General features: G+C 59.9%; 8 protein-coding genes. 1 reads left to right on the forward strand and 7 read right to left on the reverse strand.

Going from position 1 to position 12,131, the window contains the following annotated elements; genetic code table 11:
• Window positions 1–3: 3 nt before the first annotated feature.
• From HMPREF1153_RS04670 to HMPREF1153_RS04695, 6 genes are read right to left on the reverse strand one after another with little or no spacing between them, the layout of a single operon-like run.
• Complete coding sequence (locus HMPREF1153_RS04670) at window positions 4–2,001, reverse strand: peroxidase (RefSeq protein ID WP_009645847.1); 1,998 nt, start codon at window positions 1,999–2,001, stop codon at window positions 4–6.
• Complete coding sequence (gene pelG, locus HMPREF1153_RS04675; RefSeq protein WP_009645811.1) at window positions 1,998–3,470, reverse strand: exopolysaccharide Pel transporter PelG; 1,473 nt, start codon at window positions 3,468–3,470, stop codon at window positions 1,998–2,000. The genes HMPREF1153_RS04670 and pelG overlap by 4 nt, the downstream gene beginning before the upstream one ends.
• On the reverse strand, window positions 3,451–4,893 hold the full coding sequence (gene pelF, locus HMPREF1153_RS04680) for a GT4 family glycosyltransferase PelF (protein ID WP_009645871.1): 1,443 nt from the start codon (window positions 4,891–4,893) through the stop codon (window positions 3,451–3,453). The genes pelG and pelF overlap by 20 nt, the downstream gene beginning before the upstream one ends.
• Complete coding sequence (locus HMPREF1153_RS04685) at window positions 4,893–6,719, reverse strand: DUF2194 domain-containing protein (RefSeq protein WP_009645808.1); 1,827 nt, start codon at window positions 6,717–6,719, stop codon at window positions 4,893–4,895. The genes pelF and HMPREF1153_RS04685 overlap by 1 nt, the downstream gene beginning before the upstream one ends.
• Entirely contained in the window at window positions 6,712–7,617 is a 906-nt protein-coding gene (locus tag HMPREF1153_RS04690; protein WP_009645750.1) for a hypothetical protein, read from the reverse strand. Before HMPREF1153_RS04690 ends, HMPREF1153_RS04685 begins: the two co-directional genes overlap by 8 nt.
• The gene (locus HMPREF1153_RS04695; RefSeq protein WP_009645773.1) at window positions 7,614–9,749 is read right to left on the reverse strand and encodes an NAD-dependent epimerase/dehydratase family protein; all 2,136 of its coding nucleotides are present in this window, start codon (window positions 9,747–9,749) and stop codon (window positions 7,614–7,616) included. The genes HMPREF1153_RS04690 and HMPREF1153_RS04695 overlap by 4 nt, the downstream gene beginning before the upstream one ends.
• Window positions 9,750–10,108: 359 nt before the next feature.
• Here HMPREF1153_RS04695 and HMPREF1153_RS04700 point away from each other — a divergent pair, with 359 nt between their 5' ends.
• Window positions 10,109–10,945: a C40 family peptidase gene (locus HMPREF1153_RS04700; protein ID WP_009645803.1), complete on the forward strand. Its 837-nt coding sequence runs from the start codon at window positions 10,109–10,111 to the stop codon at window positions 10,943–10,945.
• Window positions 10,946–11,078: 133 nt separating this feature from the next.
• Here the strand turns inward: HMPREF1153_RS04700 and HMPREF1153_RS04705 are convergent, their stop codons facing one another.
• Entirely contained in the window at window positions 11,079–12,062 is a 984-nt protein-coding gene (locus HMPREF1153_RS04705) for a nuclease (RefSeq protein WP_009645878.1), read from the reverse strand.
• Between the last annotated feature and the right edge of the window lie 69 nt (window positions 12,063–12,131).

The following is a 12,131-nucleotide window of genomic DNA, read 5'->3' on the forward strand; positions in this document are numbered from 1 at the left end:
AAATCAGAACGACTGCTGATACCAGAGCGCAGTGCCCCAGCCGTTGTAGCCCGCGCCGCCCACGTCGCTTCTCACATAGCGCTCGACCTGGAGCGTGAGATTTTTGCGCTCGCTCGCCTTCCACGCAAGGCCTGCGATCAGCGAGCAGCGCTTGAAGCCATTGCCCGTGTTGAGCGCCGTGCGCAAAGGGTCGTAGGTCGTGCTCACGTTCTGATAGTGCGCCATGATCTGCCACGTCAATTTGTCGGACACGCGGTGGCGCAGGCCGAGTCCGTAGTACTGCCGCGCGACTTCCTGCGAGGCGATGCCCTTGGCCGCTTCGGTCAGCGCATAGATGGCATAGAAGCGCAGTTCGTCTTTTGGGGAAACAGCTTGGTTGTAGAAGAAGCGAAGCTCCCAGTCGTCGCCGTCGCGGTAGTGCATTTTGCCCGTAATCGTGCGGCTGTCTGTGTCCACCGCGTCCTGTACGGCGCTCGACGTTGCGTTGTGGTAGAGCTGTACCATATACGATTTCTTATCTCCCGCATGGAGGTACTCGATTTCCTGCGCGAAGATGTTGCCCGGCGATACATGCGCATTCGGCACTTCCTTCGAATAGTCGTAGCCGCCGCGCATGGCATAGCTGAACCTCCCCGTCAGACGGTCGCGCTCGCTGATGCGGTGCGTGACTTCGACGCTCGGGATGAACTGCCAGCCCGCACCGAAGTCGGTGAAGCGTGCGAGTCCTTCGGGTACGGCAGCACGCTGATAAATCTTGCTCTCGCCCGTCGGCAGGTTGACCGAGAGGCCATAATGGACGCTCGTCCGAGGCTTTTCATTGTGAATCGTAACACTGAGTTGCGTATCCGTCAAGCCTGAGACGCCGCTGTCAAATCCCGTATGGGATTTGACGTAGCCCGCAGAGATGCCGTAGTCGAGCTTCGTCTTGCCCGCGTGCGTGCGCGAAAAGTACGAAAGCGGCAGATAGAGCTGATGCCCCGCTCTCTCGCCGCGCCATGTGTAGTACTCGACGCCCGTCTCCGCGCCCGCGCCTTCGCCGAAATAGGCGAGATCGTGCTCGCTCTGGAGGAGCCGGCGCTCAGCGGCCTTCTGCTCATCCGCCGCCTGCAGCGCCCAGGCTTTCGCCTCCGCGTCGTACGTTTCCGCTTCCTCCTTGTTCTTGCGGCTCTCGGCGAGGTCGGCTTCGCTCGCTTGGGCTTCCTGCGTGTAGTCGGCGACGAGTTCGCGCGCGTCGCGCTCCGCGTCCTCCGTTTGCTCGCGCAGAGCCGTCAGCGCATCGAGCTGCGCTTCCATCGCGTCGAGCCTCGCCTGCGCCGCATCGACCTCGGCGGAGACGGCCGCGAGCTTTGCGCCGGCCGCGTCCGGCGTCGTGCCGCGCTCGGCAGCAAGGGCTTCTTCGACCATGCGCTGCGCGTCGACGATGCGGTTCTGCTCGTAGCCGACTTCCGCGAGGATGCGTGCGACCACTTTCTCGCGATCGGGATTCTCCCCGCCCGTCGTATCTGACGCACGCGAGAGACTGTCTGCCTCGCGGTAGAGCGATTCCAGCGCCGTGCGCTGCGCCTCGACCTCGGGTGCGTAGTCTGCCTCAGCGTTCTGTGCCGCGATCGCTTCTTCCGTTCGCAAGGCGCTCGCTTCTTCGGCCGACGCGAGCGCCTTGCGAACGGCGGCGAGATGCTCTTCTGCCGCGCGCAGGTTTTGGATGGCAAGCGCGAGGTTGGCGGCGGCATCCCGCGTCGCTTCCTGCGCCTCGACGAGGTTGGCGCGCGCGCTTTCCACGTCCGCCCGTGCTTCGGCGAGCGCCGCGAGAGCCGCGCGGTGGGATCGTATCTCGTCTCGGACGTTCATCATGTAGGAGAAGTAGCCGTAGACATCGTGCAGGGCGTCGTGGCTCGCCGCCGACGCCGCGCCCGACGTCATGCCGAGAGCGAGCGTCAGGGTGCAGGCTCTCTTGAGGAGTGCGAGCGCCCTGCGACGTTTCATCTTCTGTAGTATGCTCATGCTTTTTCCATCCTTTCGAGATCGGGAAGCTCCTCTCCGTAGAGCCAATATGCGATCTTTTGGAAAATCCCCGCGTCGGCCCGATAGAAGACGGGCTGTGCGCAGAACACATAGTAGTTGATGCTCTTGGCGAAGCGCATCAATGCCCAGATGCCGTAGGCGAGCGCAAGCGTCGTCGCGAGGAAGAAGCCGAAGCCGTAGCTCTTTTCCCCGAGATAGAGAGAGAAAAGACCCAGCGCGAGATTCCCGAGCGCCGCAATCGCGCCGATGCGCCAGACGCCGCTCTGGAAGTCGAAGTACTCAAGCATGATCATGAGAACCTGCAGAGCGCCCGCGAAGAAGGCTGCGAAGAGCATGACGTTGAACATGTTGACCGAGTTGTAATCGAGTCCGGCGAACGACAGCACATAGTTGCCAAAGGCCAGAAAGACGAGCGTAAAGACGAACTGGAACTCGAACGCCTGACGCAGCTCGAACCACATGACGTAGAGCAGATCCTTTCGCGCGTCCTCGATCATCTGAAGGTTGCCGCCGTGCGTGATGGAGGTGAAATACTGCGCGTAGCGCTCGTAGAAATGCGTCTCCACCTTGACGACAAACATCGTCGTGAGCGGCAGGATGGAAAGGAGCGCGTAGAAGACGACGACGTCGTAGCGCGGCGCGTAGAGGAACGTGTCCTCGATGAGCACGCCCCAAGGCCCCTGCCAGATGAGGATGTTCGGCAGGAAAAGCCCGAGCGTGTAGCCGAACGCACCGATGAAGAGCCGCCCGTGTCGCCCGAGATAGGGCAGGAAGGCGAAGATCATGCCGTCCTTCGGCAAGCCGAAACGGCTCGTCACATAGAGGAAGAAGAAGAGGACGAGTGCGCCCATGCCGACGTCCATGGCAAAGAGCGCCGCCACCGCAGGCGAAAGCCACGCCAGCTCCAAGAGGAGCGCCGCGAGCGCAACGCTTAAAAGGACGCCCGCAAGGTAGCCGAGGATCAGGTACTTGAAGCGCTTGACCGCCGTCAGATAGACGCTCGCGGTCCAGACGAGCAGCAGTTCCGAAAAGAAGAGGTACGACAGGAGTTTCAGCTCAAAGGCGAGCGGCTTGTCCCAAAAGAAGAGCGCGGAGGCGGCAGCGCCGAGCACGAGCAGGATCGCGCTCATGCCGAAGAGCGACGGCGTCACATCGCGGTAGTGCTGCACGGTGATGCAGTCCGCGAGGTAGCGCGTCAGGACGATCGTGAAGCCGCACGAGAGCAGCTGGGAAAACACGAAGGAATAGACGACGGCACCAAGATAGACTGCCGATTCCGCCTCCGGCGTGCCGTGGAGCTGGAAGAGCGTCTGGATCAGCAGCACCATGCTCGTCAAAAGGGCGAACGGCCCCGTCGTGACGATGGCGGAATACGAGTACGCCTTGAGATGCCCCGTCGCCGTGCGCGCCCGAAAGAGACGCTTGAGTTCAAAGCCGACGCCCGCCATGTGCCCCCTCCTTTCCTATGTCCTGATAAGCCTTGCGATACGACTCAATGAATTGTTCGTGCGTGTAGCGCGACTTCGTGCGGGCAAAGCCGATGGCCGCCATCGAGCGGCGCAGCTCGTAGTCCTTCGCGAGCCGCACGATCTCGTGCGCCATCGCCTCGTAGTCGAGCGGCGCGACGACCGCGCCCGCCGTGCCGAGATCGTCGCCGCTGTCGCCGTAGATCAGCTCGCGGCAGCAGCCGACGTCCGTCGTCACGTAGGGGCGGTGCGCCGAGAATCCTTCCAAGACGGCGAGCGGCTGCCCCTCGCTGATGCTCGACAGGACGAGGATGTCCATCTTCGGCAGATATTCTGCCACGGGGACGGAGCCGGCGAAGGTCACATCTTCAAGTCCGAGCATGCGCACCGTGCGATGGCAGACTGCAACGTAGTCGGGATCTTCTTCGAGTCCGCCCATGACGACGAGGTGCGCGTCGGGCAGTTCGCGCTTGACGATGGCAAAGGCGCGAAGGAGCGTCAAGATGTCCTTGATGGGCACGACGCGCACGACTGCGCTGATCGTGATCGGCCCCTTGTGATTGAGAAGCTTGGGAACGGAAGAGAAGCGCTCCATGCGCACGCCGTTCGGCACGATCTCGATCTTTTCCGGATCGCAGCCGAGGTCAGCGGCGATCTTGCCGTTGTGCTCGAAGAGCGTGTAGAGGCGATCGGCGCTGTGGTACGAAAGGCGTGCGAGGTAGTAGAAGTAGCGAATCCACACGCCCTTGAAGTCCGCCTTCGCCCAGTCGCTCTTCAAGATTTCCGCCTCGCGCTCGCGTGAGTAGATGCCGTGCTCCGTGATCATGTACGGCTTCTTGTATCGCGTCGCCGCCATGCCGCCAATGACGCCCGAGTAGCCCGTCGCGACGCTGTGGTAGACGTCCGCCTCGGGCAGCTTCTGCTGCAGCAAGTAGAAGAGCGGCAGGAGCATCGAGCGCATCGTCCAGAAAAAATCCGTGAACGGCAGATTTTCGTACTGCTCGCGATAGACGCGCACGATCACATCGAAGAAGTCGCTCGACATGAAGACGGCGAGCGGCGACTTCCAGCGCCCGTAGGCGAAGACTTCCAAAAGCCGCTTGAGCGGGATGTCGTGCTCGCCGCGCACAAGCTCGTAGAGCGTCTGGCAATCGTCGTGCGTCAAGATGCCCTCAAGCATGTCGGAAGCGCGCAGGGAGAGGATCTCGTCGAGAAACACCTCCTCGATGCCGACGCAGTTCGCGGGCAGCTTGAACTTGAACTTGCCGCGATCCTTCATCTCCGCGCCGATGGTGTAGACGACGAACTCATGCTCGGGAAGCCCCTCCATGAGCATCTGAATCCACGAGGACACGCCGCCTACGACGTAGGGATAAGAACCTTCCGCCAACAGACAGATGCGCATCACTTCTCTCCTTTCCAATAGATGCAGGCTCGCGCCTCACTCGTGCGGACGAGGTAAACGCCGTCATCGGCAAATTCCGCCGTGCAGCCTTCCGTGCGCTCGATCTCCTTCGCCGTGCGCAGCAGGAAGCGCAGCTCGCCGCCCGTGCCCCACGAATAAAGCTCCAGACGATCATCTGTCCGGCGCACGCGGTAATCCATATCGAAGTAATCCGAAAAGAGCGGCAGGCTGTCCGAAATCGTTTCCGCCGTCAGCCACGGATAGCGCACGCGGATCTTGTGCATGAAGCTCTTCAGCCCCTCCGACATGCCCTGCCACGTCATGTTCGCGCTCTCCTCGTAGAACAATTCGTCCGGATGGATGAAATGCGAGAAAACGCCGATATAGTTCAGCGCACTGATTTCCTGCCAGAGCATGAGCCCGTCATCCTCATGACCCGAGCTGATGCGCGGCAGTTCAAAGACGCCGTCCTTGCGCTCAAAACCCTGATAGTAGGCGCGCTCATTCGCCGGCCCGTCGAACAGAGAGCCGAAGGCGATGACCTCGGGGAACACCTTGCGGATCGCGGCTTTCCCCTCGGGACTCATGATGTTCGACGGCGGCACATAGAAGCGGAAGTCGTAGTCGGGATAGACGGACTTGACGTAGTTCCTCAGCTCGCGCAGCGCCTCCTCCATATCCTCCTGACTTTCCCACGGCACATAGTTGAGCCGCGGCTGTCCGTAGCCCGCAGGGGCAAGCGGCTGATGGTTGTAGCCGTGCAGGCCGAGCTCGCCGCCCATGTTCAAAAGTTCGCGCCCGTAGATGATCAGTCCGTCACGCGCCGCGCGTCCGCCAAGCGGCCGGAACGGCCCTTTGACCTGTGCGCCGTACGTCTCGATGATGGCGCCCGTATAGCGAATGTCCTCCTCCTGTGCCAGACGGCGGATGAACGGCCACCAGATCTGGCGGTAGAAGGTCTCCGTATCTACGCCGAGTTCGTCGTAGATGCGCGAGAAATCCCCTTCGGGCACGGGGGAGGGAAAATCGTCGAGGACGAAGATCTTCACACCGACGACGGGATAGATCGCATCCTCGCCGCAGTGCGCCGCCATCGCGGTGAAGATGCCGAGGTTCGTCTTGTCGTCACGCTCAACGCCGTTGTAGGCATAAATGCGCCCCGTCCCCAGTGATTTTTCCCAGAGAAGCGGCACCCCGTCGGCGCTCTCGATCTGCACGGCAGCGTCCTCGGTCAGATCGACCCTATTGACTTGCGTCGTAAACGCCGAATTTTCGCCAAAGCGGAAATCCTTGCCGCCGACGAGGAAGTTCGTCCGTATATGGATGCCGTGAACATCGGCAGTCTCGCCTACGGATGCGATGCCGAAATCCTGCAGGACGGCGGCCGGCAAAGGATTTTCGGGCGTCTGCTCGATCTTTTGCAGAGCGAGCAGCGTGCCGCCCGAGCGCACATAGTCCAAGAGCGCGGGCAGCATCTTCACCGCGTCCAAGCGCCCCGTCGCCAGAGCGACGCCTTGATATGCGCCGTCAAAGGGACGTGTATCGTAGACGGTGCGGCTCTCGTAGTCCTTGCGCTTTTCCTTGAGGATCTTTTCCATATTGTGCCGTGCATACATGCTGAGGACATCGGCGGGATCATAGACGATGAGGAACTTCTCGCGCGCGAGCTCCTCCCCTTCGGGCGGCATCGGCCGCAGGACGCGATCCGCAAGCGTGCGGTTTCCCCGAGCATCGAGATGAAGAAAGCCGTCGAAGCGGCTGTATTGGAAGAAGCAGCCCAGAAGGAACGCGATGAAGAGCAGGAGGCAAAGGCTTCGCTTATTCACGCGCCGCACCTCCTTCCCAGTAGCGGATCGCCTGCATCGCTTCGTTCGTCAGGCGCGTTGGCAGTCGCTTGAGCGACTCGATCGTTTCCTCCATCGCCTCGCGCTCATGCGCCGCCTGCTGTATTTGAAGTGTCAGGAGAAGCGGCAGCTCCGCCTCGGGGAGGCTTGCGCGAAATGCGGCGCAGGCTTCTGCCGCCTCCTTCAGGCGCTTTGCGCGGATCAATGCACGGATGCGCTCGGCGTGATAGGCGGGATGGTCGGGATGGCGCTCCGAGAGGAGGCGCAGCATCTCCATGTAGCGCATGCGCTGCTGCTCGCGCGTCACGGAGTCGCCGTAGCGGCGCAGCAGAAACTCGCGCACCTTTTCCACATACTTGTCGAGAAGCGCATCGTCATCCACGCCGCGCTTGATCGCCTCTTCGAGCGCATAGATCTCCTCGCCGAGCTGCTCCATGTGCGCCGTCATCATCGACACGGCGTAGTAGGCGATCTCGCGGTCGCTGTCATGCACGGCCTCGTTGAGGATTCCCTGCCGCTCCACGACGTTCTGCTTGATGGCGTCGGTGAAGAACTTGCGCTTGAGTTTCGGATCGTCCATCAAGAACACGTCGCGCAGCGGCACGATGTCTGCATTGTACGCATGATCGCCGAAGGACATGCTGAAGTCCTCCTCCTCTTCCTCCGACCCCGTGCGCTTCATGAGCCCGAGCGCATGACCGAAAAGCTCGTAAAGGAGCAGCAGAAGAAGCCCGAGTCCGGGCAGAGCGGCGGCAAAGACGCCCTTGGCCGCCGCTGAGATCCGACCTCGGCGCTTTCCTTCGACCGCCATATAGACGGCGACCAATATGAAGTATACGAGAAGCAGGAGTCCTGTTCCTGCAAACAAATCGCTGATCATAGCGAAAGGCTCTCCCCCGTTTCAATTCCCGCCTTTTCCAAGCGGTTACGCACCATGTCGAGCGTCTTGCCCGCGACGTCGGGCAGAAGGAGGGCAACGCCGTCTGTCGTCGCGCCGATGAAGTCTTCGGCGCGAATGCTGTTCGCAATCTTGTGATCGATCTCTCGGTAGTTCTCGTCCTTGACGTTGACGGGCAGCAGCGCGACAGGATAGTCTGCCTGCATGCGGCGGCGCTCGCGAAACTCCTCGATGACCTTTTGGAACTCCTCGATGCGCAGGATGCGCGTCTCGTCGATGTATTTGCGCCCTGCCGTCTCCTGCTCCCACGCGTAGGCGCGTCCGAGCGAGCTCGAAACAAGGCGCGCGGTAATGGAGAGGAGGTTCTGCTCATAGAGACTCCACTGCTCGAAGTCCAGATGATAGATCTGCAGGACGGCGATCACTTGCCCTTCGTAGGAAATCGGCGCGGCGAGATCGGGCAGCCCCTTGATGAGATTGCGGTTGACGAAGATCTTCTTCTCCCGGAGCATTTCCTGCAGATACGGATAATCGTCAACGCGCAAAGAGCGCGGCATCTCACCCGTCCGACTTCCGAGGCGCACCTTCTGTCGCAGGTAGTAGCCGCCCTCGCCGACGACGTAGACGACGACATCCTCGACGTCGAGGATGTCTGCCGTGACCGAGGTCGCCTGCGTGAAGAGGTTCTCCGTCTCGACGGAATCGAGGCGCGAAATGATGCGGTAAAGGCGGCCGATGCTGTCGTCCGAGTTCACGATCTGGCGATAGAGGCGATCTTTCACGGCGAGGTTTTCCTTGAAAAGGCTTTCCAAAAAGGAATAGCGATTCTTCAGACGGCGCTTGATGCGCATGTCGGCGAGCTGCTGATAGCTCGCGCGATCGGCGAAGTAGCCCGTCAGCACCGCGACGAAGAAGTACGAAACGAAGTGCAGGAACTCGCGCGGATTGTAGAGCATCGCCACGAGGTCGCCGCCTGCCCCCAAAAGGCTGTGCACGAGCAGCGCAAGCGAGAGCACAGCCGCGATCAGCGCCTGCTGCTTGCCGTAGAGAAGTCCCATGCAGCCAATGTAGAGGAAGGCGAAGTCGAACGCCGTCATGGCGTTCACCGTCGTGCCGCCCTGCAAAGCGCCTACGCCCGCCGTCAAAGCCGCGCCCGCGAGGTTCTCCGCGTAGGGGATGAAGCGCTGCTGGAGGCGTGCGAGACGCGCGCGCCGCGACATCGCGCGGACGTCCGCGACGCGCGTATCGTGCATCGCGCACATCGTCTCCCATGTCTCCTTGAGCCCCTGCGCGAGAGGACGCACGGGACGCCAGCCGAGTTCCTTTTCTGCGATTGCGCTCTTCAAGATAGCGCGTCCCTGCGTTTCGCGCGGAAGTGCCGCCTCCTCCGTGCGCGGGAAGAACTCGCGGCAGATCGCATAAAGCTCCTCCATCGTCGTTGCCGCAGGTGCGCCGATGTGCAGATGTGCGCCATTGAAGTCGCGTGCCGCCGCCTGATAGATCGCATAGACTGCGTCACGCGCATCGAGAAAGCCGCAGGAGGTGGCGGCCGGCTCAGTGTAGCGCGGCAGCGGACGATTCATCAAAGCCGCGCCGAAGAGGCGCCCGATGAAGCCGTCGTCTGAAGTCTGTCCCGGCGCATAAAGCTCAGAAAGGCGCACGATGGACACGGAAAGTCCCTGCGCACGCCAGGAGAGCCCCATAGCTTCCAAACGCGCGAGCAGCGCCCCCGTTTCGCCCTGCGGCTGGAGCGCTGCGTCTTCCAGCGGCTCTGTCCCAGGCGCAAACACCTCGTCACCCGAGAGCAGGAACACGCGCCGTACCTTCGAGGCGCGGGCAAAGCGCAGCATGGCATCGAGGCGTCGCACTCCCAGCACGGGATCGCACTCCAAACGATAGATGAGGAGATCGAGATTCTCCACGGCAAAGACCATGCCCGCCTCAGCGCTCTCCAAGGCGCAGTCATACGTCTTCATGCCTGCGGGCGGGCGCTCCTCCACGCTCGCAGAAAGGCGCGAGACGTCCCACGCCTCCTTGCGAAAACACGCGGCAAGCAGCTGCTCCAAGAAGCGCGGCAGCCCCGCAAACATCACTTTTTTCGTCCATGTACTCATATTCTTGTCTCAGGCTCCATTCGCTTGACCTTTATTCACCATCCGACGCAACAGGCAGTGTATCGTTTAGCAAAGGACTTTCTGTCTATCAACAAGACGGTGAATATGGCAAATTCTGTATCTATCCGCCTAGAATTACTTACTTTACTAGTATATATGACTCATTATTTTATGGCAAGTCTTTATCCACATGTTCTGTAAATCTTATAGAATTCTTTCCTTTAAGGACAAAGGGCTCACATAGAGCCGATACCCTTCAGGCTTGACTTCTCGGAGTTTTACAGTATACTTGAAAGCAACGATATAAAAGCACAGATATATTTAAGGCGATTGCCGCTGCGTGGAAAGGATGGGATGGTATGCGCCTCTGTCGTTTGCGCAAGGTCTTTCTTGCTTTCGGACTTGCCGTATTCTTGTCGGCGGGCACGGCCTTGGCCGCGCCGATCCTCTCGGAAAACTCCCATGGGCACGACGTCCTCAAGCTGCAAAAGGAACTGAAGCGCACAGGCTACCTCAGCGACGAGCCGGACGGCATCTTCGGCAGCCGCACGAAGAGCGCGGTTCTTGCGTTCCAACGCGCCCAGAGCCTCAAGGAAACGGGCGTTGTCGATCGCGAGACATGGAGCCGCCTGCAGGAGCAGCCTGCACGAGACGCTTCTCCCGCTCCTCTCCCGCCCGCCGCAAAGCCTGCGCAGGGCGGCTCGATCGCCTTTCCCGCTGTGAAGCCAGTCGATGATACAGCGGCGGAAGCGCCGGGCAAAGAGAACGTACCCGCACTCGAACCGCGCATAAAAAAAGCGCCCGAGAGCGCTCCGTTCCTGCAGCGAGCCAAGGTGGCGGCCGTCATAGCGACGGCGAAGAAGTACATCGGCACGCCGTACAAATTCGGCGGCACAACGCCGAAGGCGTTCGACTGCTCAGGCTACCTGCAGTATGTCTTCCAAGAAAACGGCATGACGCTGCCGCGCACGGCGGACGAGCAATTCAAGCTCGGAAAGAGCGCGAAGACGGCGGAGCTTGAAGAGGGCGACCTCGTCTTCTTCGAAACGTACGAAAAAGGCGCGTCGCACTGCGGCATCTACCTCGGCGGCGGCAAGTTCATCCACGCCTCGACGAGCAAAGGCGTGCGCATCGACGAACTTTCGAGCGACTACTGGAATGCGCATTATTACGGCGGCAAGCATATTGTACGGTGAAGGGTATCGTGCAGTTCAATAGAGGCGCTGTTGCACACGAAAAAGGGGCTGTTGCACATGATTTGTGCGACAGCCCCTCTTTGGGGTAATGTGTAAGCATCTTTTTCCAAACAGCGGACGTTTGTGCGCGTATTTACAGCAGATGATGCGCCTTTGCCAACTGCTCGATCTTCTTGATTGACCATTGAGATATATCGGCGATGCTTGTGAGATCGTATCCTTTCTTCAGCATGGAAAGGATCATGCCAGATTCTCCCTGCTCAATGCCCTGCTCAATGCCCTGCACGATGCCGCGCTCGAAGATGCCTTCGCTCAAATTGCACATGGTGTTCATCTCCCTTTCCATATCGCTTGAAACATCAAGATCGAATTCAGCTTCGAGAATCTTCTTCTTTTCTGCCGCAGATTTTGCTGTATCGCGAAATAAGAGCTTCAGAAAGCGGACGAGATCATTGCCCGAGTCATCCGCACCGAGGTAAATCATGATGATGTTCAGCAGATCATAATCGCTTTTTTCTGCTTTCGTGCGATGCAGAAAGTGACGCTCCTGCATATCGTAGAAGTTGATGGCGCTCTTGTCATCAGGCGCATCCATACAGATCCAGACGGAATAAACCTTCTTGATGTCATTATAGTTTGATTTTGCAAACTCCGTTTCCTTCTGGGAGGAAATCAAGCGGCAGGCATAGTATATGGCTCGCCGCAGCAGCGCGTAACCGAGACGGCTGTGCGACTGCGTCTTCTGAGCTTCAATGTTGACGATCAAGGTGATACGCGCACCTGTCTGAGGCACTTTCGCACGGAACAAAATGTCGAAACGAATCCATCCTTCCGTGGGACTGGCGCTCTCCGTATTGTCTCCGCGAATCTCCTTCGGAATCCGCCTTGCAGCGTTCGTCTTGTCCATATCGACGGGGATGACGCCGATTTCCGGCTCGCCCTCGATGCATCGACCAACGATGGTTGCGAGATCGATTTGACGAAATTCAGGAACGACGCCCTTGAGGATTCGCGCCACGACATCTTTTTGCGCGAGCAAACGCTTGGCATGCTGATCGTAGGCAGGGTTCGCATAGCCGAGCAGCAGATCCTCCGGCGTGATGTTCGATGACGTCATGGCAGGCGGCCTCCTTTTTTTCTCTTTACTATCATACCATGATTTGAGAAGCTTCGCCAGAAATTCTTC

The sequence above is a fragment of the Selenomonas sp. CM52 genome (genome assembly GCF_000292955.1).
Taxonomy (GTDB): Bacteria; Bacillota; Negativicutes; order Selenomonadales; family Selenomonadaceae; genus Selenomonas.

Excerpts from the sequence above, each read along its gene's own strand:
- HMPREF1153_RS04670 (WP_009645847.1), bottom strand. The coding sequence starts at position 2,001 with ATGAGCATACTACAGAAGATGAAACGTCGCAGGGCGCTCGCACTCCTC.
- pelG (WP_009645811.1), bottom strand. The coding sequence starts at position 3,470 with ATGGCGGGCGTCGGCTTTGAACTCAAGCGTCTCTTTCGGGCGCGCACG.
- pelF (WP_009645871.1), bottom strand. The coding sequence starts at position 4,893 with ATGCGCATCTGTCTGTTGGCGGAAGGTTCTTATCCCTACGTCGTAGGC.
- HMPREF1153_RS04690 (WP_009645750.1), bottom strand. The coding sequence starts at position 7,617 with ATGATCAGCGATTTGTTTGCAGGAACAGGACTCCTGCTTCTCGTATAC.
- HMPREF1153_RS04695 (WP_009645773.1), bottom strand. The coding sequence starts at position 9,749 with ATGAGTACATGGACGAAAAAAGTGATGTTTGCGGGGCTGCCGCGCTTC.
- HMPREF1153_RS04700 (WP_009645803.1), top strand. The coding sequence starts at position 10,109 with ATGCGCCTCTGTCGTTTGCGCAAGGTCTTTCTTGCTTTCGGACTTGCC.
- HMPREF1153_RS04705 (WP_009645878.1), bottom strand. The coding sequence starts at position 12,062 with ATGACGTCATCGAACATCACGCCGGAGGATCTGCTGCTCGGCTATGCG.